The following is a 23279-nucleotide window of genomic DNA, read 5'->3' on the forward strand; positions in this document are numbered from 1 at the left end:
ATATGCACTTCACCGAAGATGATTTTGAAAACGCTATTCTCGAGTTGTTTCGAGAGCAATTAGGCTATGATTATGTGTACGGTCCCAATGTAATGCGCGACTATGCAGAACCGCTTTACGTGGAGGTGCTGGAGGCTGTGTTGCCGCAGATCAATCGTGGACTGCCACAGGCCGCTATTGACGAAGCTATGGTGAAAATTCGGACCTATGAGGGCGGAACGTTGGTACAGAAGAATGAATTGTTCACGGATTATTTGCAAAATGGCGTAGCTGTCAATTATTTCGATGGCCGCGAGCAATGTTCCGCAAATGTCCGGCTTGTCGATTACGATTCACCGTTACATAATCGGTTTACGATCGCTAATCAATGGACGGTCGATGGGCACTCGGTAAGGCGTGCGGATATGATCGTATTTGTCAATGGATTGCCGCTGGTGGTGGTCGAACTCAAATCGCCATCGCGTGAGAATACAGACGTGTCGGAAGCTTATGCACAATTGCGTAACTATATGCAGGAGATTCCGTCACTCTTTATCTATAACGCTTTTTGTGTGATGAGCGATCAGGCGATGACTAAGGCGGGGACGATCACAGCGGGTGAAGACCGTTTTATGCAGTGGAAAACGGTAGATGGGAGTTATGAAGATACCCATAGCGCGAATTTCGATGTGCTTTTCGCGGGAATGTTCGAAAAAACGCGGTTTGTTGAATTGTTGCGGAATTTTGTTTGTTATTCGAAAGACGGTAAACAGGATATTAAGATATTAAGTGCCTATCATCAGTTTTATGCCGTACACAAGGCTGTGCTTTCGACGGTTAAAGCAGCTGAGACAGATGGTCGGGGTGGCGTGTTTTGGCATACGCAGGGCAGCGGAAAGTCATTGTCGATGGTCTTTTTCGCCAAGCAGTTGCAGCAGGCGATGTCGTCGCCGACTATCGTCGTGCTGACAGACCGTAACGATTTGGACGGTCAGTTGTACCGGCAGTTCGCTTGTTGCAGGGATTTTTTGCGTCAGACACCCGTGCAGGCCGAAAGTCGGGCTCATCTTCGGGAATTATTGGCGGGACGCGAAGCGAACGGTATCTTTTTCTCGACGATGCAGAAATTCGAAGAGAGCGAAGAACCTCTTTCGACGCGACGAAATATAGTTGTTATGGCCGACGAGGCGCATCGCAGTCAATACGGATTGGAGGAGAGGGTCAGGATGGTTACGGATGCTGACGGGGTAACGCAAGCCAAAGTTGTAATCGGCGCGGCGCGTCTGGTGCGTAATGCGTTGCCGAATGCTACCTATATCGGGTTTACCGGAACGCCTATTTCGCAAAAAGATCGGTCGACACGCGAAGTGTTTGGAGATTACATCGACGTGTACGATATGACGCAGTCGGTGGAGGACGGTGCGACACGGCCGGTATTTTACGAGAGCCGTGTAATCAATCTGAAACTCGACGAGCAGTCCTTGCGGCGTATTGATGCGGAGTATGATGCGATGGCTGAGGAGGCGGAAGAGTATGTCATTGAGAAAAGCAAGCGTGAATTGGGGCGGCTCGACTCGATCCTTGGAGCTGACGCGACGGTGGCATCATTGTGCGAGGACATCGTAAAACACTATGAGGAATTCCGGCAATACGAGCAGACGGGTAAGGCGATGATAGTAGCCTATTCGCGGCCAATAGCGATCAAGATTTACCGTCGGATTCTCGAAATGCGTCCGGTGTGGAGTGACAAGCTGGCTGTTGTGATGACTTCCGGTAATAAAGATCCGGAAGACTGGCGGGCGATTATTGGAAATGATTCCCACAAGAAAGAGTTGGAGAAGCGGTTCAAAGACAACGATAGCTCGTTGAAAATCGTCATCGTAGTTGATATGTGGCTTACGGGTTTCGACGTACCTTCGCTTTCGACGATGTATGTCTATAAACCGATGTCCGGACACAATCTAATGCAGGCTATTGCTCGTGTGAATCGTGTGTTTGGGGATAAACAAGGTGGTTTGGTTGTGGATTATGTGGGTATCGCTTCGGCGTTGAAGACGGCGATGAACGATTATACATACCGTGACCGCAAAAATTATGGTGATACGGATGTGGCTAAAACCGCCTATCCGGAGTTTCAGAAGAAACTGGACGTTTGCCGTGATCTGATGTATGGATTCGATTATGGTGCTTTCTTCGGTAAGTCTGATTTGGAGCGGGCGAAAGCCATCAGCGGAGGTGTCGATTTCATGCAGTCCCCCGAGCGGATGGAAACGAAAAAACTCTATATCAAAGAGGCGCTGCTGCTGCGGCAGGCATTGTCGCTTTGTCAGAGTTTACTGAATTATGAGCAACGTATCGAAGCTGCCTATTTTGAGGCGGTTCGCACATTACTGACGCGCGTGGAAGCCAAGGGCAAGATTTCGTTCCGTGAGATTAACGGGCGTATTAATGAATTGCTCAAGCAGAGTATCAAGAGCGAAGGGGTAATTAATCTTTTCTCCGATATCAAGGAGGAGTTCTCTTTGTTCGATTCGAAATTCCTGGAAGAGGTTGCCCGGATGAAGGAACGGAACTTCGCCGTAGAATTATTGCGTAGGTTGATTGCAGAGCAGGTACAACTATATCAGCGAACGAATACGGTACGAGCCGAGAAGTTTTCGGAAATTCTGGCCGATGCCATGAGCCGCTATTTGAAAGGGATGCTGACGAACGAAGAGGTTATCGAAGAACTGCTGAAAATAGCCCGTGAGATCGTTCACGGCGAAAAGGCCGGCAAGTCGCTTAATCTGAACAGCGAAGAACTTGCCTTTTATGATGCGTTGACCAAGCCTGAGGCTGTAAAAGATTTCTATTCCAACGATCAGTTGGTCGCTATTACGCGAGAGTTGACAGATGCGCTTCGGCGAAACAAGACGATTGACTGGAATATGAAGGAGAGTGCTCGTGCCGGAATGCGGCGTATTGTCAAACGATTGTTGAAAAAGTATAATTATCCGCCTGCTGGGCAGGAAGATGCTTTGAATACGATTATGGAGCAGTGTAAGAAGTGGAACGAAAATAATTGAATGAGATAGCTATGGGTAAGTTGGAAGAGTCAGTCGTATAATGATTTTGCAAGATATAGTAATAGGCAGTGTCCATAATTTTGTGTTACGCTCCCCTCGATCCCGGAATATCGTCATCTCTTTCCGCCGGCAGGGAATTAAATGCCGGAGATGAAAATCCGCAAGGCCATGCGAATCGCCCGAGGGGCGAGCCTTGCGGATTTCCATCCCCGGCGTTTTGCTGGTCGCATGTAGATTTGCAGCGTGATGTAATCACAGGTAATTTCGATATGGAGTCGCAGTGAACCGGGGCTTGTCGTAAGCTTTGAGGCTTGGCGGTAGATTTGGACTGCGACTCCATTAACCAGAGAGAATGGCTGTTTAGAATTGTAGGTTTGAAGACCTGGTACATGTGATAGCATACGACTCTCACAAAACTAACAAGTTATGCACTATTTGTATTATGTGGGTCTGGATGTGTCGAAAGAGACTTTCGATGCGTCTTTGGTCGCCTTCGAGGATGCAAACGAGATGGCTCACCGCAAATTCGCCAACTCCCGAAAAGGGATCTGCTCGTGTCTGCACTGGGTTGAGAAGCGGCATGGTATTCGGCTCGACGATGTGATTTTCTGCGCCGAGGATATGGGGAGCTACATATCCGAGATGGCGGTTTGTGCTTCCGACAGGACGCTGAATTTCAATTTTTCACTGATCTCGCCGTTGGTAATCAAGTATTCGATGGGTATTGCCCGTGGCAAAACAGACAGAGTGGATGCCCGGCGTATCGCCGAGTATGCGATCACTCACTATCGGAAGATAGCCCTTTATCTGCCGGCAGAGAAGGAACTGTGTCAGTTGCGCACATGGCTGATCTTAAGGGCTCATCTGGCAAAACAACGTGTAGCGAAACTGGTGTTGCTCGAAAAATTAGACTACAAAGAGAAATTCGCGGATGTATCTATTCAACGTTCCATGCTCCAGGAGGAGATCGCGTATGCAGAAACTCATATGAAAACCATCGAACGGGAAATGAAGGAACTGATAGCCGCCGACAGCAACATTTGCCGGAACTACAAGCTGCTGACCAGCATCAAAGGTGTAGGGCCGATCACGGCCATTGTGATGCTCTGTTCGACGCTTAATTTCACCAAAATCACAGACCACCGCAAGTTTGCCTGCTATTGCGGGCTGGCTCCGTTCGAACATAGCTCCGGCACAAGCGTTCGCGGGGGATGCCACACATCGAGCATGGCGAATCGAGACATTAAAGTACAACTGAACCGCAGTGCACTGATTGCCATCAGGTGTGATCCGCAACTAAAGGCATATTACGAACGCAAAGTGGCTGAAGGTAAACATAAATTCAGCGTCCTGAATGCTGTGAGGGCCAAAATCGCCGCCAGATGCTTTGCCGTCGTAAGGCGTGGAACACCATATGTAGCGTTGCAGATATAATCCGGCATACATATCTGCCATTCGATAAGATTTTGAGATCATTCAAAATCTCAAAATCTTATTGTCGGAACAGTCCGTCTAATTGGGGCCGAACCTACTCATAATTAATGTATTGTCATTTCCGTACTCCGCAAATTAACGATTCTGACTATGGGATGCAAGGCTATACAAGCGCTTCGCGGCCTTGCATCCCATAGCCAGAATCATTTTGCTAAACGCTACGACAAAAAATGACAATTTCCGGGCATGAAACTTTTTGCAGCTTTTATTTGGTTTTATCTTAGAATTCTACCGTCGGAATAGGCGGCTTTCTGCGGCCCGGACGCTACCCTGCGGACTGCCCCTCCAATAGCCATAATCCACGACACGCACGTCATATACCCCAATAGGCATAACAACCGCTCCCGACGTTTCGTTCAGCTGTCCGTTATAATTCGCATTGTCTGTTCAAAACGGTCGTCTGTTGTTCTTCTTCTCGTGGAGATAATTCAGCTCACCGCTGTAAATGTCCATGACAAATCGCAGCATATTGTCGACCAAGGCCGTAAGCCTTGTACTCTCATTCCCTAACAGGTGGAGTATTTCCGATACTTTGTGCTTGGTTCGGGTACTGACATAGATCGCAGAGCGGTTGCGGCAATCCACCGGAGCGAAGAACGTGCGTTCAAAATCCGGTAGCGTGAGCTTTTTCCGACGGAAACCGGAATGTTCTTTTACGGTACTCGCAGTGGAGTCTATGCCTGTTTTCTCAGCAGTCGGTGCCGATGCTCCGGATACCGTTTCCGATGTGTTTTCCTCAAGAGCGTTCGTATCTTCCTCTTCCGGCTCGGGAATCCTGCGGACGACTTCCGAGTCCAAAGGGGCTTGTCCGGCGATCATCTGACGCATCAGTTCCTCGTCGACTTCGATACGGGGACGCTTAGCAGGATTGGGTGCGGGGTTGTCTTTTTCCTTTAATGAATCCATGGTGCAACGTTTTTGAGATTGATTGTCAGCCATACGAGCATAGAGTATGTATGTCTGGTTTATTGGGTTAAACCATTCAAAATACCGTTTTCTATTTCATGCAGTTTATATCGGGATAATGAACGCAATAAGAAAATCGACCTTTCATGCTGCAAGATACAACTGGGTGAAATACCTCGGTTCCGATGTCCGCTCCAGACCGCTCCAGTCCGTACCGAGGGTTTGTTTTGGCGCTGTCCCGTCCTGAAAAAGGTTTACAGAAAAGAGTAAATCTTATGCAGCAAACAACGAATTCAGACTTATCACGTCATTATTTACCGCGTCAGTTGCGTCATCTGATTTTACAGGAGTATTTGAGCGGAGTCAAGACGGCTCGCCAACTCTCCGAAGAACATGGTATTCCCATGTCTACGATTCATAAGATGGGTCAGCGGTGGAAAGCGAAAAATAGTTGTAGCTTTGTGAGTACCCCTAATCCTTATCCGATCATGTCCCGCGTTACGAGTGAAGAAGCCAGTGAATTATTATCCGAGAACAAAGCCCTTCGGCGGCGCTTGGAAGAGGCTTTATTACGTCTGGAAGGCTATGAGATCATGGGAGATATCCTCCAAGAAGAATACGGTATCGACCTGCTAAAAAAATCCGCAGCCGGACAGTCCAGCGTCTCAAAGAAAGACACACAGCAATGAGCCTGTCGTTTCTGTGCGGGTTGTTCGGCTATACCCGTCAGGCCTATTATAAACATTTACGGCGTAATAGGGAAGGATCTTTGTCCGACACCCTTCTTTTGGAGCGGGTGGGTTACTACCGGAAACTGATGCCCAGGCTCGGCGGTCGTAAACTGTGGCATTTGCTGCAACAAGACGGATTTCCGGTCAGTCGGGATCGGTTATTTACGCTGCTTTCGGAAAACAATCTTCTGGTCAAACGTCGGAAGAAATACAGCGTTACGACCTGCTCGCGGCACTGGATGCGTAAATATCCGAATCTGATCCGGGGTTTCGACCTCGAGCGGCCGCATCGTTTATGGGTCGGAGATATTACGTACATTTCTTTGAAAGAAGGATTTGCATATCTGGCTTTGATAACGGATGCCTATTCCAAACGGATCGTAGGCTATAATCTGAATACGACATTGGAACGGGACGGAGCGCTCCGTGCACTGAGGATGGCCATAGACCAGACTCCGCAGCAAAAACGGCAAGGGTTAATCCATCATTCGGACAGAGGATGCCAATATTGTTCGAAAGAATATGTGAAATTGCTGACCGATAATGGGATTCGCATCAGCATGACTGAAAAGGGCGATCCGTATGAGAATGCCGTTGCCGAACGGGTGAACGGTATTCTGAAGAGCGAATGGATCGACGAGGAATGTTTTGAAAGTTTTCAGGCAGCAAAAGAACGCATCGATGAGATCGTTATCCTTTATAATTCATTCAGACCTCATGCCAGCTGCGATTGGCTTACGCCCTTGGAAGCGGAACTTAGAACCGGGAAACTCAAACATCATTGGGGCCGAAAGACGGTTGTTCGGAAGGCATATGTAAACTTATATCAGGACAATATTTTTTGAACCAAAATGCTTATCTTTAATTATCAATCACTGTAAACCTTTTTCAGGACGGGACATCTCCAGACGGTTGTAATATTGCACCGGGAAAGACCCGCCCTCGGAGGCTTTTCAAAGTTTTCACAAAAAATTTTCCGCCGCGGATTTTGTTATCGCCAGATAACAGCGAGCTGTACCTTTGTATGCCGAAAAATTTTTCGGCATACAAAGGTGCTCGCTCTGCGAGGCCGGGTGGCGTTCCCGAGTCACGCCACTTAAACTACCAGCTTGATGACAACCACGAAAAAGAGGATCGGACGCCCGACAACGACAGATCCCAGAGTCCACAGGTATAATTTCAAACTCACCACCGAAGAGAATATCCGCTTTAAGCAGATGCTTTGTGAGGCAGGATTGGAGCATAACCGTAGCCGTTTTATCGTCAAAAGGCTCTTTGCCGAGGAGTTTGTCGTCATCAAACGCGATCCGTCGAAGACGCAATTCGTCGCCCGGCTGAATGATTTTTATTTCCAATTCCAGAAACTTGCGAACAACTACAACCAGATTGTAAAGGCTGTCAATTCGCACTTTTCCAACGTTGCTATCCCGCATCAGATCGCTGCATTGGAGCAACGGACCCGCGAGCTGAAAGCCCTGAGTATCGAGATTCTCAACCTCGCAAAACAGGCTAAGGAATGGTTGCGAATATAAGATCGGGCTCCTCGCCCGGCGGAGCCTTGTACTACAACAAGGAGAAAGTGGATAAGAATGAGGCCGAAGTGCTCCTCTGGCAGAAGATGCTCGAACCCTTCAATAAACACGGGCGAATGGATATCGATGCCTGCATGGAGAGCTTCCGGCCCTACCTCGAAGCTAACAGAAGGACGACCAATACGGTCTTCCATGTCTCGCTGAATCCTTCGCCGGAAGACAGACTGACAGACGAACGGCTCCGGGACATTGCCCGCGAGTACATGGAGCGCATGGGTTACGGCGAACAGCCCTATATCGTTTTCAAGCACAAGGACATTTCCAGAGAGCATCTCCATATCGTGTCGCTGCGGGTCGATGAGCAGGGCCGCAAACTCCCGCACGATTTCGAGGCCCGGCGCTCGATGGAAATTCTGCGTGATTTGGAGCGGAAATACGGTCTGCATCCGAGTATCAAAGGCGAGGAACAAGCAGACAGGCTCGGCTTGCGCAAAGTAAACTATAAAGAGGGCAATGTCAAACAGCAGATATCGTCCGTCGTGCGGTCGTGCTTGTGCAATTACAAATGTTCGTCCTACGGAGAGTTTCGCACCCTGCTGGAACGTTTCAATGTCTCAGTTGAAGAACGTACGGGAACCATCGACGGCAGGGATTATGCCGGAGTGATCTACGGGCCCTGACCGATGACGGCTATGGCATCGGTACTCCGTTTAAATCGAGCCGTATCGGCCGGGATGTCGGCTACAAGGCTCTTCAAAAGTATTACGAGCGGTCGAAGAGTGCGCTGAAGCAGGACGGAACGCTCGACCGACTTCGGCAAACAGTCAAAGACGCCATGAGCCCACACAATACACGGGACGAGTTCCGGCGACTGCTCAAAGCGGAGAATATCGACACGATTTTCCGCATTAACCCGGTCGGCAGAATCTATGGTGTGACTTTCATTGACCATAACGACGGCATCGTTGCCCGCAGGTCGGTACTGGGAAAAGAGTTTTCGGCAAATGTTTTCAATGAACTCTATCCGGCACCGAAAAACGACAAGCAGGTTCCAGAACAACACACAGCACCGTAACACGAAATACAAAACCATATCGCCAATCCTATTTCTGGCATTGTCGATACGCTATTGGACCTGACCGACACGCAGGCCTATGAAGAACAGCAGCGGCAGATGCAACGATTTCGAAAGAGGAGGTGACATTTTTTTGATATGAAGACTGATACTTACTGTACGAAGGATCTTTCGCGGGTGGGAAGATGTTTGATTCATAGGACATTATGTTGCTTTTCAGATAAGAAGTATATCGCTTATAGAGTAAAAAACGTAATTGTAAACGAGGTTTCGGTGTCCAAAGCGTTACCTCGTTGACTTTTGCTTAGAAATTGTGTATTGTGTTGAATTAGATCATGTTAATGCGTTGTTCGTCTTGGCGGCCGACTCTGCCGAAATTATTTTTGTAACCCTCAAGAGGCGTGTGCAGTATGTTGACGCTGTGGCATGTTGTCAGACAAGACGAACTGTTTATAGAGTGATTCTCTGGCCGACTATAATATTTATAACAAAAGTCCTATGTTCGTATATAGGACTTTTGTCATTTTGTACATTCAAGCGTATAGATGTCATCCGGAAATGTCGCAATTCGGTTTCCGTTCAGGTATTCAGCCGTGCATGGTCTGCGAGGAACTTCTCCAGCCCGCTGTTCGTCATCGGATGTCTGAGCAACCCTTCGATTGCCGCAAGGGGGCATGTCGCCACATCGGCTCCCGCATCGAGGCACTGGATAATATGCTGCGTATGACGGATCGAAGCGGCCAGCACCTGCGTTTTGTAACCATAGGTGCGGTAGACCTTCACGATGTGGGCTACCAATGCCACGCCGTCTTCGGAGATGTCGTCGAGACGTCCCACGAACGGAGACACGTAGGTCGCTCCGGCCTTTGCGGCGAGCAACGCCTGTCCCACGGAGAATACCAGCGTGCAGTTCGTCCGGATATCCTTGGCGGCAAAATATTTTACGGCCCGGATTCCTGCGGCCGTGCAGGGCAGTTTCACGACGATGCGGGGATGCAGCGCCGCCAGCGCCTCACCCTCTCGCACCATTCCTTCGAAGTCTGTGGCTATGACCTCGGCGCTCACGTCTGCAGATTTCAACATAATGACGGTTGCAGTTTTCCGTACCCCGGATGTTCTCTTTGGCCATCAGCGATGGGTTGGTCGTTACGCCGTCCAGGACGCCCAGTTCATGCGCCTTGCGGATTTGTTCCAGATTGGCCGTGTCGATAAAGAATTTCATGGCTCAAATAGTTTTTACGGTTTCTTAAAGATACGAAGAAAATTCCAGACTACAGAAATCGTAGAGCGAATAACGTTAGAGTGTTGTCAGTTATGATCTATCAGCTTTGCTCGGTTGTGGGATTCGTAAAGGAGGCCGTCAAAAAAAAATCATGTTGTTCTGCCAAGTATAGGTGTCGGTGCAACTGCCTCGGTATGCGTTGGCAGAGTAGCCTTTTAATTGACGCTAAAAGAGGTATTTTACAGAATACTTGACTTTAAAGCATATTAAAATTTTTGGTTTTGATATGCTTTGATGAGTTTTTGTGCTATCTTTGGATATTCATTTAATATAGAATTTGCCTCTTCTTTGAAAAAAAGAAAGGTAGATAAGCATTGTAAATACCCGGGCTAAATTTTTACTCGCAGATGATAAAAAAACTGTTTTTTACATTGCTTTGCACTGCTGTCTGCCGAACGATATCGGCACAGGTGGTTGATCCTTATGTCCCGGCGCCCGAAAACCTTCGGGCTCGGACGGAGTTTCAGGATGCCAAATTCGGCATTTTCCTTCATTGGGGGCTCTACTCGCTGCTCGGCACGGGCGAATGGACTATGACCAACCGCAATATCAATTATCAGGAGTACGCCAAGCTGGCCAATGCGTTTTATCCACATGATTTCGATGCCGCGGAGTGGGTCTCGGCCATCAAATCCTCGGGTGCGGGGTACGTCTGCTTCACGACGCGCCACCACGACGGCTTTTCGATGTGGGACACCGCGCAGACGGACTACGACATCGTGGACGCCACGCCGTATAAACAGGATGTCGTGAAAGCGCTCTCCGACGAGTGCTCCCGTCAGGGCATCCGCCTGCACCTCTATTATTCGCTGATCGACTGGTACCGCGACGACTGCCCGCGCGGGCGGACGGGGCTTGGGACGGGGCGTCCCGGCACGGCGATCAGCTACGAGCGTTACTACGATTTTATGAAACGCCAGCTCACGGAACTGCTGACGGGTTACGGTTCGGTGGGCGCCGTGTGGTTCGACGGGGTGTGGGATCAGGATCAGAACCCGGATTTCGACTGGAAACTCCGCGGGCTGTACGACCATATCCATGCCATCAGGCCGGCCTGTCTGGTGGGTAACAACCACCACCTGGTTCCGTTCGAAGGCGAGGACATCCAGATTTTCGAACGCGACCTTCCGGGCGAGAACACCGCCGGACTTTCGGGGCAGGAGATCGGCCGCCTGCCGCTCGAAACGTGCCAGACGATGAACGGCATGTGGGGCTACAAGATCACCGACCTCGACTACAAATCGTCGAAGACGCTGATCCACTACCTCGTGCGGGCTGCGGGCCGCAACGGAAACCTGCTGCTCAACATCGGTCCCCAACCCGACGGAAAACTGCCTGCGACGGCCGTCGAACGGCTGCGGGAGATGGGCGAATGGCTCGCCCGGTACGGCGAAAGCATCTACGGAACCCGCGGCGGCGACATCCCGCCCCACGACTGGGGCGTGACGACGCGCAAGGGCGACAAACTTTACGTGCATGTGCTCGATTTGCAGGACGATGCGCTGTACCTGCCGCTTGCGGAAAAAGTCGGGGAAGCCCGGTGCCTGAACAACGGCGAGCGGGTGAAGTTCGACACGCTCCGGGGAAAAGGGATCGTCCTGAATCTGGAGCATGTTCCCGAGGATACCGACCGAATCATAGAACTCACTTTACGATGAAAAAAACGACACAGCTATTCGCCGGCCTGCTTATGCTCACGGGCGTGTTGTCGGCGTGCTCCCCGGCCGGCAACGAGGGTTTCATGCGGCGCGTGGAGACCGATTTCCGGCACAAACAGGAGCTGCTCCCCCGGGGCGATCTGTTCGGGATATTCGACGAACCGATGACGCCGCAGGAACGCGATGCAATGACGTTTCTCTATGCCTATATGCCCGTGGGGGACATTACCGACTATCTGGGCGATTTTTATCTGGAAAACGTGCGCTGTGCGCTGTCTGTCCGGCAGGAGATGCCTTGGGGCAGGAGCGTCTCCGACGAGTTGTTCCGGCATTTCGTGCTGCCCGTGCGGGTCAACAACGAGTGTCTCGATGATTCGCGCCGGGTATTTCACGATGAACTCAAACCCCGCGTCGAGGGGCTGTCGATGTATGACGCCATCCTCGAAGTGAACCACTGGTGTCACGAGAAGGCCAACTACCAGCCGTCGGATGCGCGAACTAGTTCGCCGCTGGCCACCGTGCGCACGGCTTACGGCCGCTGCGGCGAGGAGTCCACGCTGCTCGTTGCGGCCCTGCGGTCGGTGGGCATCCCGGCCCGGCAGGTCTACACGCCCCGCTGGGCGCACACCGACGACAACCACGCCTGGGTAGAGGCCTGGGCCGACGGACGGTGGCATTTCCTCGGGGCCTGCGAGCCGGAACCGGTGCTCGACCTGGGGTGGTTCAACGCCCCGGCCAGCCGCGGGATGCTGATGCATACCAAGGTCTTCGGCTATTACGACGGTTCGGAGGAGGTGATGAAAACCACGGCCAACTACACCGAGATCAATGTGATCTCGAACTATGCCGCGTGCGCCCCGCTCACCGTGACGGTCACCGACACGGCGGGCAGTCCCGTGGAGGGTGCGACCGTGGAGTTCAAACTTTACAATTACGCCGAGTTCTACACCGTATCGCGCAAAACGACCGACGTCCGGGGGCGGGCGTCGCTGTCGGCGGGTCTGGGCGATATGCTTGTCACGGCTGTCTGTGATGGCCGGTTTGGGGTTCGGAAGGTTTCTTTCGGGAGGGAGACGGAGGCGACGGTGGTGCTGGAGCATGCGATCGGCGACGAATTCTCCTTCCCCGTCGACATCGTTCCTCCGGCCGAGAGCGCGAATTTGCCGGAGGTGACGGCCGCTCAGCGTGCGGAGAACGACCGTCGCTTCAACCGCGAAGACTCCATCCGCAACGCCTATATCGCCACGTTCCCGGCGAAACCCGCCGTTGCGGAGTTTGCACGTTCTGTCGGCATGAAGCCGGACGATGTGGCCGGATTTATCGCCGCTTCGAGAGGCAATCACGCCGAAATTATGGATTTCCTGCGCGGCGCGAGCCGGAAAGGATGCACCGGGCGGGCGCTGCAACTGCTCGCCACGCTGTCGGAAAAGGATCTGCGCGATACGCCGTCGGCGGTGCTCGCGGATCATCTTTATAATACGGACAAGAATGCCGACGCCGCGACCGTGCTGGCCCCGCGTGTGGCCGATGAGATGCTCACGCCCTACCGGTCGTTCCTGCAGCGGGAAATTCCGGCCGCCGATGCCGCCGCGTTCCGCCGTGACCCGCAGCGTCTGGTGGCGTGGTGCCGCGACAGCTTGACCCTGCGTCCGGAACTCTGCACCGTCTCCACGACCATCTCGCCCGAAGGCGTGTGGCGTAGCCGGACGGCCGACAAACTCTCGCGGGCTATCTTCTTCGTTGCCGCGGCTCGTTCGCTCGGCATCCCGGCGTGGATCGACCGCGTGACGGGCAACCTCTTCTACCGCCATGCCGGGAAGGATGTGCCCGTCGATTTCGACGCGGCCGGGAACCGGGAACTGGAGACCGGGCGGCTGCAATTGAACTATGCGCCGATTCCGCGTCTCGACGATCCGGAGTATTTCCGGCACTTCTCCCTTTCGCGCTTCGACGGGCAGTCGTTCTCCCTGCTGAACTATCCTGATTTCGAGCGGTGGAGCGAGCTGTTCCGGGCTCCCGCCGATCTGGAAACCGGTTATTATATGCTTGTGACGGGCAGCCGGCTCGCCAGCGGCAGCGTGCTGGGGAACGTGTCGTTCTTCAACGTCCGTCCGGACAGTACGACCGAAACGAACCTGACGATGCGCGACAATTCGGAGGCGGTTCGCGTGATCGGGAGTTTCGATTCGGAGTCGAAATTCACTGACGCCGCGACGGGAGCCGAAACGTCGGTCCTCACGACTGCGGGACGTGGTTATTTCGTGATCGGATTGCTGTGCGTCGGACAGGAGCCTACAGATCATGCGCTGAAGGACATCGCGGCCAAAGCCGCGGAGCTTGAAGCGTGGGGACGCTCGCTGATCCTGCTCTTCCCCGACGAGGGGGCGTACCGGAAATACACGGCGTCGCCCGCGGCCCCGCTGCCGGCGACCGTCACCTTTGGCATCGACCGCGACGGCTCGGTTCGCAGGCGGATTCTCGAAGCGATGCAGCTGCCGGGGAACGTTTCGCTTCCGGTCTTTCTGATCGGCGATACGTTCAACCGTGTCGTGTTCGAATCCCACGGCTATACGATTGGCCTCGGCGACCGTCTTTTGTACACCATACACCAATTATGACCGGAATTTATGACGACTGAACTTTGCGCCTATACCTGCGATGCGTGCGATATAGCCCGGCGGACAGGCGTCACGCGCATCGAGCTTTGTGCCGCGCCCTTCGAAGGGGGTACGACCCCTTCCGCCGGGCTGATCCGCTACGCCCGGAGTCTACCGGGCCTGCGGCTGAGCGTGATGATACGCCCTCGGGGCGGGGATTTTTGCTATACGGATGCCGAAACGGCGCTGATGGCCGAAGAGATTCGCTTCGCCCGTGCCTGCGGAGCCGACGGGGTGGTCCTCGGCGTGCTGACCCCCGACGGAGAGGTGGACGAGACGCGCACGGCGCAGCTTGTCCGCGAGGCTGAGGGGATGGAGGTGACGTTCCACCGCGCGTTCGACATGACGCGCGATCCCCGGCAGGCGCTCGAAGCGGTCATCCGCACCGGATGCCGCCGGGTGCTCACCTCCGGAGGCCGCAATACGGCGCAGGAGGGTGTCGGGACGCTGCGAGCCTTGGCGGCGCAGGCGGCCGGCCGCATCGAAATCATGGCCGGAAGCGGCGTCAATCCGTCGAACGCCCGCCTGCTGGCCGCCACAGGGGTCGATGCCCTGCACTTCAGCGCCCGCCGGGAACGCGAAAGCGGTATGCGCTTCCGTAATCCGCAGGTCTCGATGGGCGGGTGCGCCGGCGTTCCCGAATACACCCTGACCGATGCCGACGAAGCATTCGTCCGGCAACTGTTGGCCAAGCTGGAATAACAACGATTGATTTCAGCTCGGAGGGTGTGGTGCTCGGATGTGGCAGCCAGACGGTTGTCACTGTGTATATTTCACCCCGACTATCGGGATAAGGTAATGTGAGGTTTGCAGGACGCGGGCGTGGTATATCCACTCATCTGGAAAGAGATCATATTTATATATAGTATATTTTATTCCATCCTTGTTTTTGGTTTGGCGGAGCAGTTTCGAAGCGGTTGCCCTGCCCGATTTCGCCGTCGGTCTGAAGTGCGAATCTGTTCTTAAAATGCGCATTTTGCAAGACTTTTTTATGCATTTAGAGCGTAATTGCTGATGATTTTTTTGCGAAAAATTAATTAGGATAAAATCTTTTTATTATTTTTGCGACAAAGAGAATCCTCTTTCCTCGTCAAATTGCGAGGGGGGGGGATTTTTCCTTGGCGCCGTTCTCGTGTCAAGTCGATAAAATCCCGAAAACTCGATAAGTAATTTTTCTGGAATCCGTTCAGGGTTTCATTTTGTAGATTGTATCGACTGTTTTAAGTATGGCATTTCATTATGCTTATCACATCCGAAAGCCAAACCGGGAAGCCGGTTCATTAAATCTCATCCTATGAAAAAGTTGTACCTATCCTTTCTGGCCATGCTTTGCATGGCAGGAGCGTCCGTACTGAATTCATGTTCGGACGACGATTCCACTTCATCCGGCAACCCCGACATGCCAGAAAGCGGGAATGCCCTGATCTGCAACGGTGTCGTACGGGAAATCAAATCCGCCGTCTACTCGGTCGAGACACCCGGAAACGGCGAAAAGGCAGATGCTTCGGAAGCTGCCTCCGTCTATACGATCTATCTCTCGCCGACGGCAGGGCTTGTGGATGTGGACGGCATGCTGATCGCCGACGATGCCGTCAAAATTACCGTCAAACAACCTTCCGGAGCCGTCGATTTTGCGGTTGCCGGCAACGGAATCGCCTATGGGGAGATCGACGTAAACTCCTCGAACGTCGGAGAAGCCTCGAAAGCGGATCTCTCGGTCGAGTTCCTCTCGGCCCGCGTCGCTCGTATTTCCGCCGAAATCGAAACCGGCGGAAAAACGCTGACGGTTGCCTATTACGGACTGTGCAAGAATTCCGACGCTTCGGAGGTGGGAGATGACGCAGACAAGGTGTTGCTGGATAAAGTTCCGCTGTCGTGGTACCTCGGCCCGGTCAAGGGCGTGGAGTCGCACAACTATTATATGGCCTTCACGGATGCCGAGCATACCGTATCCAAAGGGCGGGTGACGCTCAAAGAGGCGGGTTACCTTTTCGTGGCCGACCTCTATGCGGTTCCGGGCGAAGATGCCTACACGCTTCCCGAGGGTGAATATATGGCCAGCCAGCTCAACGAGGATCACACGTTCACGTCCCAATATACCGGTGTTCAGTATATCGACGCCGAAGGCAATAAGACCCAGTTGTCGCTGGTTTCGGGAGAGCCGTTGAAAGTCTCCCGCGAGGGTGACGTCTGGAGCGTTTCGCTTCGTTTCGTCGATACGGACGGTTCCGAAAAGAGCATCGTCTACGAGGGACAGCTCCAGATCGTCGATCAGCCGGAGGACGGCGGCTTCTACCTGCCGCAGATCGGACGCGACGTGGAAGTGGTCGGATTCAGCGCCACCGCGACCTATTACGGCAACATGCTCGAAGCAGGTACCGGCATGATGCAGATCAACATTTACGACGAAACCTACGACACGGAGGAGGGGCAGGGCGGTCTCGCCGCTGCGCTCGTCGTATTCAACGACCTGTTCGGCAATCCGAAGGAAGCCGTGATCAAGCCCCACGAATATCTGGCCAACACCTCGTTCCAATGGGGGTCGTGGATGCCCGCCGTGGAAATTCCGATGGAGGGGCTGGTATTCCCGCTCGGCACTTATGTCCAGTTGGACGACGGAACCTCTTTCGGACAATTTTCCTACGGAAAGGAGGGCATCATCAAGATCGAGGCCGCCGGTACGGCCCAAGGCGAAGACGGCAAAATAGAACCGGTATACAAGATCGAGTTCAACCTTACCTCGAAGGACGGCTTTACCCTCAAGGGCTCGTACACCGGAGTCATTCCGATCACCGACGCATCCGACGACAAGTCCGATGACGACGGCACCTCGACGCTCGAGCGTGACTACGACATGGATCTGTCGAAGATCAAAAAGGCGCATTACTATACTTCGGATCAGGTCTATATCCAAGGCATCGGCTACAAACCGATCAGTTCCTACGGATGCGGTCTGCAATTCATCAATATCGGTATCGAATGGGTAGGAGACCATCTCGAAGACTTCGTGGATCGCGAGCCGGGCGGTGACATCGTCCGTGTGGAACTTACCACCGAGCCGGGCAAGGAGAACGAAATCACTCCGGGAACCTACGAGGTGACCGAACAGCGCTGGACGGCATACATCAAACCCGGCGTCATGATGCGCGGCATTATGCTGGACGGCGGTCTGCATGGCAGCCGGTGGATGCACCAGACTTATTCGATGTGGGGAGATGACAACAAGATCTTCGAATACATGGACGGACACGCCCTGCTCTACGACGGTCAGGTTACGATCACCAAGGTCGAGGGCGAAGGCAAGGAGAACTGGTACCGGTTCGAGGTCGACGGCATCTGCGTGCGCAAGCATCATGTGCGCGGAACGTGGGAAGGCCCTGTCGTAAGCCAAACGGGGCGTGCTGCGGCCGAAAAGGATCATCTCGAACCGCCCAGACTGCTTCGCCGCCTGCCGGCTCCGTCGGTTCCGATGAGCCGTCTGGCCGAAGAACTGCCGGGCATCATGTTCCGCAAGGCCGGAATGACCGAATGACAACAGAAAAACCGGATAGCGCGGGGTTTTCCCGAACCCCGCGCTATTAAAAACAATCGTTATGAAAAACTCGACCCATTACAGACTGCGCGCGCTGGCGTGCGCGTTGCTCGCATCGGCAGCCATGCTGGGTGCATGCGATGACGACGATCCCAACGACGACCCCGACCCCGGGAAGAAGCCTCCTGTAACTCTGACCGATCAAATCCAGTACGACGGAGGCGATCTCGTCGGCATCAAGTCGGCAATCTATGTCGCTGAAGAAGACGGCAGCCACACCTTTTATCTCTCGCCGACCGAGGGGCTGATCAATGCCGAGCAGATGAAACAGGCCGACGATTATCTGCGCGTGATGGTGGAGAGCCCCAAGGGCACCGTGAACACGGCCTCCGATCCGTTCGAAATCGAATACAAGGATATTTCGGTGAAAAAGACGACGATGAACGACGTCGCGAGCGTAGAACTCTCCGCCGATCTGGTGACGGAAACCCGGCTCAATCTCTATACCTACGTCGAATTGAAGAGCGGCAAGACGCTGATCGCCCGTTACCAGAATACCTGTACGGAAGAGCGTGACGTCGAACTGACGAACCAATACGAGATCGACAATCGGATCGCCGCCGTCGGAAGCGTCGTCGAGTGGCGCAATGTCCGCGAAGGCAACCGCCGCTTCTGCCTCTACGAGCAAGAGGGCCTGGCCGCTCCCGAGGAGGGGGCTGCGGGCGTGGAGATTCTGCTTGCCGAGGAGCTGTTCGGAACGGAGGAAATCGACCTTGCGACAGCTGATCCCGCGAAGGTGCAGATTCGCTGCGGTGAATTCGCAACGGGCGCCGGGACGACCGGAACGCTGACGGCGAAGTACCTGACGGATAAATTCGGCACGATCGAGGGGCTCATCGTCGCGCTTGACGCTTCGAAAGACGGGAAGCGCCTGCGTGCCGCCTACGAAGGCACGTTCGCCGGAGGCTATGCGGCCACCAATACGATCAAGGTGACGGAGCCGGCAGCCGGAGGCGAGGCTGCGGCCGCAGCCGAGGCCCCGATCGCCGCGCTCTTCTCGCAGGAGCCGCAGGTCGGCAGCTACGTATTCGCTTTGGGCGATGCCGAAACGGCCGCAGCCCCGGCTGATCTTGCCAAAGGTCATTGGGCTGCGTATGTGCGGGTGCTGGCGGCCAAGTTCGACGGCGTGATCGACGTTGCGGCGCAGACCTCCGATTACTGGTTCCGGCTCTACGACCACAAGACCTATCAGACCTACTACGGCGAGGATGCGGGACTGACCGGTACGATCGAGACCCATCCCAATCCCGCTGGCGGCAAGGAGATTTATCTGCGGGTAAATCTGACGCTGAAAAACGGCATCGGGGTCGAAGCCGAATACTACGGTGTGCCGACGGCTGCGACGGCCGACGCAATGGATGAAGAAACATTGAAGCCCGTCAAACCGTTCGAGCCCTATATCAAATTCCTGGACAAGGATAACAAGGACATGCTGTATTGGCCCGTTACGGCGATGGAGGTGCGGCACGACCCGGCTTATCGGGATAGTTATATCGGCGATCTGCTATCGGGATATTGCTTCTATTTCCGGAATGCTTTCACCGAGAGTATCGATGCGGATAATACTACTCCGATGTTTTTCCTGCCGGACAGCTACCTCGACCATGAAGGAGAGATCGACCTGCCTGCGGAAGGCACGAATTGCAAATGGAACCTCAGGTTCCAGTATATGTATCTGTCCTCATATAACGGGTACGGATATTCCGACAAGGCTAAGTACTGCATGCGGTGTCCCGAGAAGGCGGCAGTGACCGTCAAGCAGGAGAACAAGAAGTGGATCTTCAAATTCTCGATGGTCGATTGGGGAGTATTCAGTACATGGAACCCTGATCCGACCGGAACCGGAAACACCTTGATCATCGAATTCCGGGGCAAGGCTGACAAGTATTCGGGCTCGAAGCCGAACGACCTTGCAGACGATTTCTACGAATAGGCTGCGATCCGGCCGGTTCGGTGACCGGACAGGCGGATGACATCCCCCCCCCTCCGGGCTTCCGGAAGGGGAGGAGGAATGTTTCGGCTCCGCGCCGGGACACGAAGACGGCAAATTTTCTACAATCATTTTTTTACCAGCGTTAAAATGGCGCATTTATGACCAAAAAAATCTTTCTATCATTGATGGCTGTTCTCGGCCTGTTCTTGTCCGCCCATGCGCAGGAACGGGAAATTACGGGTTCGGTCAAAGATCATGCGGGGGCCGGCATCGTCGGCGCCACCATTCTGGTCGAAGGCACTACGAAGGGTACGACCTCCGGTGCGGACGGCAGCTTTTCGATCAAAGCCGCACCGGACAATGTGCTGGTCGTATCGTTCATGGGTTATCAGTCCCACACGATCAAGGTGGGAACGCAAACCCGGATCGACGTCGTGCTGAAAGAGAACACACAGGCTATCGACGACGTGATCGTCGTGGCGTTCGGTACGGCAAAAAAGGAGGCTTTCACCGGTTCGGCGACCGTCATCAAATCGGACGACATCGCCAAGTCGCAGCAGTCGAACGTAGCGCAGGCTCTGGCCGGAAAGGTCGCGGGCGTGCAGCTGACCAACACCTCAGGACAGCCGGGAGAGAGTCCGACGATCCGCATCCGCGGTTTCAGTTCGCTCAACGCCGGCAACGATCCGCTCTGGATCGTGGACGGCATGCCTTACTCGGGAGACCTGAACAACCTCAACCCGAGTGACATCGAATCGATGACTGTGTTGAAGGACGCCGCCTCGAACTCGCTGTACGGCGCCCGCGGCGCCAACGGCGTAGTGATGATCACCACCAAAAAGGCCAAGTCGCAGGAGGCTCACGTGACAATCGACGCCAAGTGGGGCGTCAATTCGCGCGCCGTCCAGGATTATGCGTACATTACCAACCCGGCGCAATTTTACGAACTGCATTACAGTGCGCTGAAAAACTACTATGTCAATTCGGGAATGAGTGTCGGCGAGGCCCATTTGCGCGCCAATACGAATTTGACGGCCAATGCGAATGACGGAGGTCTGGGCTATATGGTCTATACGGTTCCTTCCGGGCAGGAGTTCATCGGCATCAACGGTAAGGTCAATCCCGCTGCGACTCTCGGCCGCCGTCTCGTCTATGAGGGCAAGGAGTACTACATCCGTCCCGACGACTGGACCGATGCGGCTTTCCGCTCGTCCCTGCGTCAGGAGTACAACGCTTCGATCTCCGGCCAGACCGGGAACGCCTCGATCTACGGATCGTTCGGCTATTTGAACAACGAAGGTATCGCCTACAACTCGGACATGGATCGTTATACGGCCCGTCTGCGCGTGGACTATCAGGCCAAGAAGTGGCTCAAGTTCAGCGCCAATGCCAACTACACGCATTTCCGCTACAACCAGATCGACGACAGCGGCGCCGGTAACTCGTCGGGCAACGTTTTCGCTTATACGACGGCCGTCGGTCCGATCTATCCGCTCTACATCCGCGACGGCGAGGGTAATGTCATGTACAACGAGGACGGCATCAAGCTCTACGACTACGGCAACGGCGACAATGCCGGTATGGAGCGTTCGCTCTTCCCCAACAGCAACGCCCTCTCGGATTCGCGTCTCAACAAACAGGAAGCCGAAGGCAATGCTTTCAACGGTACGGGATATATCGACGTCACCTTCCTCAAGGATTTCAAATTCACGTTCAACGCCGGCGTTTCGCTCGACGAAACCCGCTCCACCTCGGTTACGAATCCCTGGTTCGGACAGTTCGCCAGCGAAAAAGGCATGGTCTCGAAGGGCCATCAACGGAATTTCGACCTCAACCTACAGCAGATTCTCAACTACACCAAGCAGATAGGCTCGCACAACATCAACGTGATGCTGGGCCACGAGTCCTACCAGAACCGCATTTACACGCTGTCGGCCACGAAAAGCAATATGCTGACGCAGGAAAACGACGAGCTTGCCGGGGCGATCATCGACAAACAGGGAGCCGGCTCTTACCGGGTTGAGTACAACAACGAGGGTTATTTCGCCCGTGTCATGTACGATTACGCAGGCAAATATTTCGCCTCGGCCTCCTACCGCCGCGACGCTTCTTCGCGTTTCCACCCCGACCACCGCTGGGGCAACTTCTGGTCGCTGGGCGGCGCATGGATCATTTCGAAAGAAAATTTCATGGAGAGCACCTATGAATGGCTCGACAATCTCAAGCTGAAGGCCTCGATCGGCTCGCAGGGTAACGACAACATCGGTAACTTCCGCTACACGAACACCTACACGATCGAAAACGCCAACGGAAAGGTCTCGACCGTCTTCAACGCCAAAGGATCCGAGAACATCACCTGGGAGACCAACTCCAACTTCAACGCCGGTGTGGAGTTCAGCTTCCTGCGCGGTACGGTTTCCGGAGGCGTCGAATATTTCCTCCGCAAGACGACCGACATGCTGCTGTCGTTCCCGGTAGCTCCGTCGCTGGGCTATTCGTCCTACTACGCCAACGTGGGCGACATGCGCAACAGCGGCGTCGAAATCGAGCTGAACTTTACGCCGATCCGACGGGAGCATGTCCAGTGGGACATCAACCTCAACATGACGCACCTGCGCAACAAGATCACCATGCTGCCTTCTGAACGACGGACCAAACAGGTCGATGGCTACTCCGGTTACGTGAGCGGCTCCACTTTCTTCGGAGAAGGGCTTCCGATGTACACTTTCTACATGAGGAAATATGCCGGTGTTTCGGACGAGGGCCTTTCGATGTGGTACATGAACGAAACCGACGACAAGGGCAACCCGACGGGCAAGCGCGTTACGACGACTGAATATGCCAAGGCGTCGGACTATCTCTGCGGCGACCCGATTCCCGATCTCTACGGCGGTTTCGGCACGAGTGTCAATTTCCGGGGCTTCGACCTGAGCGTGGCCTTCACCTACCAGATCGGCGGTCTGGCTTACGACTCGGGATACTCCGCGGCGATGTACTCGCCGGCCAACAAGACGACGGGTATGAACTGGCACAAGGACATCCTCAATGCATGGTCGGCGGACAATGCGTCGTCGAACATCCCGCGCCTGCAGTATGAAGACAAGGATCAGAACGGTATGTCTGATCGTTTCCTTACGGACGCCAGCTACCTGAACCTACAGAACATCAACTTCGGCTACACGCTGCCGTCGAATTTCACCAAGAAGGTCGGAATCGAGAAGGTGCGCGTCTACCTTGCCTGCGAGAATGTCTGGTACTGGTCCAAACGTCAGGGATTCGATCCCCGCTACTCTTATTCGGGATCGACGAGCCAGGCCACCTATTCGCCTGTAAGGACGATTTCGGGCGGCATCAACATTCAATTCTAATCGGCCT

Annotated in this window: 12 protein-coding genes and 2 pseudogenes; 12 read left to right on the forward strand and 2 right to left on the reverse strand. The window is 53.9% G+C overall.

The annotated features are described in order from the left end of the window. Positions 1-2: 2 nt before the first annotated feature. Positions 3-3044: a type I restriction endonuclease subunit R gene (locus tag ALFI_RS08860; RefSeq protein ID WP_014775545.1), complete on the forward strand. Its 3042-nt coding sequence runs from the start codon at positions 3-5 to the stop codon at positions 3042-3044. A gap of 426 nt (positions 3045-3470) precedes the next feature. Continuing rightward, entirely contained in the window at positions 3471-4478 is a 1008-nt protein-coding gene (locus ALFI_RS08865; protein WP_014774945.1) for an IS110 family RNA-guided transposase, read from the forward strand. Between the two features lie 447 nt (positions 4479-4925). Here ALFI_RS08865 and ALFI_RS08870 read toward each other — a convergent pair whose 3' ends face one another. Continuing rightward, positions 4926-5444 (reverse strand): DUF3408 domain-containing protein, encoded by a 519-nt coding sequence (locus ALFI_RS08870; protein WP_009596716.1) that lies wholly within the window; start codon positions 5442-5444, stop codon positions 4926-4928. Positions 5445-5629: 185 nt separating this feature from the next. Here ALFI_RS08870 and ALFI_RS08875 point away from each other — a divergent pair, with 185 nt between their 5' ends. The 4 genes and pseudogenes from ALFI_RS08875 to mobB all read left to right on the forward strand — a co-directional run bounded on the left by ALFI_RS08875 (position 5630) and on the right by mobB (position 8908). Then, positions 5630-6133 (forward strand): hypothetical protein, encoded by a 504-nt coding sequence (locus tag ALFI_RS08875; protein WP_244264956.1) that lies wholly within the window; start codon positions 5630-5632, stop codon positions 6131-6133. Beyond that, the gene (locus ALFI_RS08880) at positions 6130-7020 is read left to right on the forward strand and encodes an IS3 family transposase (protein WP_014775547.1); all 891 of its coding nucleotides are present in this window, start codon (positions 6130-6132) and stop codon (positions 7018-7020) included. The genes ALFI_RS08875 and ALFI_RS08880 overlap by 4 nt, the downstream gene beginning before the upstream one ends. Before the next feature lie 267 nt (positions 7021-7287). Beyond that, entirely contained in the window at positions 7288-7707 is a 420-nt protein-coding gene (locus tag ALFI_RS08885) for a plasmid mobilization protein (protein ID WP_014775548.1), read from the forward strand. Further along, positions 7692-8908, forward strand: a pseudogene (gene mobB, locus ALFI_RS17785) (conjugal transfer protein MobB). Before ALFI_RS08885 ends, mobB begins: the two are co-directional and overlap by 16 nt. 453 nt (positions 8909-9361) lie before the next feature. Here mobB and fsa read toward each other — a convergent pair. After that, positions 9362-10004: pseudogene (gene fsa, locus ALFI_RS08895) on the reverse strand (fructose-6-phosphate aldolase). Between the two features lie 407 nt (positions 10005-10411). Between fsa and ALFI_RS08900 the strand changes: the two are divergent. The 6 genes from ALFI_RS08900 to ALFI_RS08925 all read left to right on the forward strand — a co-directional run bounded on the left by ALFI_RS08900 (position 10412) and on the right by ALFI_RS08925 (position 23272). After that, on the forward strand, positions 10412-11722 hold the full coding sequence (locus ALFI_RS08900; protein ID WP_014775549.1) for an alpha-L-fucosidase: 1311 nt from the start codon (positions 10412-10414) through the stop codon (positions 11720-11722). Continuing rightward, complete coding sequence (locus tag ALFI_RS08905; protein WP_014775550.1) at positions 11719-14340, forward strand: transglutaminase-like domain-containing protein; 2622 nt, start codon at positions 11719-11721, stop codon at positions 14338-14340. The genes ALFI_RS08900 and ALFI_RS08905 overlap by 4 nt, the downstream gene beginning before the upstream one ends. A 9-nt stretch (positions 14341-14349) precedes the next feature. Next, entirely contained in the window at positions 14350-15081 is a 732-nt protein-coding gene (locus ALFI_RS08910) for a copper homeostasis protein CutC (RefSeq protein ID WP_014775551.1), read from the forward strand. A gap of 592 nt (positions 15082-15673) precedes the next feature. Then, positions 15674-17911 carry a hypothetical protein gene (locus ALFI_RS08915; protein ID WP_014775553.1) on the forward strand — a complete coding sequence of 746 codons (2238 nt, stop codon included), beginning with the start codon at positions 15674-15676 and terminating at the stop codon, positions 17909-17911. Between the two features lie 61 nt (positions 17912-17972). Then, positions 17973-19904, forward strand: coding sequence for a hypothetical protein (locus ALFI_RS08920; RefSeq protein ID WP_014775554.1), 1932 nt, complete (start codon positions 17973-17975; stop codon positions 19902-19904). A 185-nt stretch (positions 19905-20089) separates the two neighbouring features. Continuing rightward, positions 20090-23272 (forward strand): SusC/RagA family TonB-linked outer membrane protein, encoded by a 3183-nt coding sequence (locus ALFI_RS08925; RefSeq protein ID WP_014775555.1) that lies wholly within the window; start codon positions 20090-20092, stop codon positions 23270-23272. The last annotated feature ends 7 nt before the right edge of the window (positions 23273-23279 follow it).

The sequence above is a fragment of the Alistipes finegoldii DSM 17242 genome (assembly GCF_000265365.1).
Taxonomy (GTDB): Bacteria; Bacteroidota; Bacteroidia; order Bacteroidales; family Rikenellaceae; genus Alistipes; species Alistipes finegoldii.

Excerpts from the sequence above, each read along its gene's own strand:
- ALFI_RS08900 (WP_014775549.1), top strand. The coding sequence starts at position 10,412 with ATGATAAAAAAACTGTTTTTTACATTGCTTTGCACTGCTGTCTGCCGA.
- ALFI_RS08905 (WP_014775550.1), top strand. The coding sequence starts at position 11,719 with ATGAAAAAAACGACACAGCTATTCGCCGGCCTGCTTATGCTCACGGGC.
- ALFI_RS08920 (WP_014775554.1), top strand. The coding sequence starts at position 17,973 with ATGAAAAACTCGACCCATTACAGACTGCGCGCGCTGGCGTGCGCGTTG.
- ALFI_RS08910 (WP_014775551.1), top strand. The coding sequence starts at position 14,350 with ATGACGACTGAACTTTGCGCCTATACCTGCGATGCGTGCGATATAGCC.
- ALFI_RS08915 (WP_014775553.1), top strand. The coding sequence starts at position 15,674 with ATGAAAAAGTTGTACCTATCCTTTCTGGCCATGCTTTGCATGGCAGGA.
- ALFI_RS08885 (WP_014775548.1), top strand. The coding sequence starts at position 7,288 with ATGACAACCACGAAAAAGAGGATCGGACGCCCGACAACGACAGATCCC.
- ALFI_RS08860 (WP_014775545.1), top strand. The coding sequence starts at position 3 with ATGCACTTCACCGAAGATGATTTTGAAAACGCTATTCTCGAGTTGTTT.
- ALFI_RS08875 (WP_244264956.1), top strand. The coding sequence starts at position 5,630 with ATGTCCGCTCCAGACCGCTCCAGTCCGTACCGAGGGTTTGTTTTGGCG.
- ALFI_RS08880 (WP_014775547.1), top strand. The coding sequence starts at position 6,130 with ATGAGCCTGTCGTTTCTGTGCGGGTTGTTCGGCTATACCCGTCAGGCC.
- ALFI_RS08870 (WP_009596716.1), bottom strand. The coding sequence starts at position 5,444 with ATGGATTCATTAAAGGAAAAAGACAACCCCGCACCCAATCCTGCTAAG.
- ALFI_RS08925 (WP_014775555.1), top strand. The coding sequence starts at position 20,090 with ATGGCTGTTCTCGGCCTGTTCTTGTCCGCCCATGCGCAGGAACGGGAA.
- ALFI_RS08865 (WP_014774945.1), top strand. The coding sequence starts at position 3,471 with ATGCACTATTTGTATTATGTGGGTCTGGATGTGTCGAAAGAGACTTTC.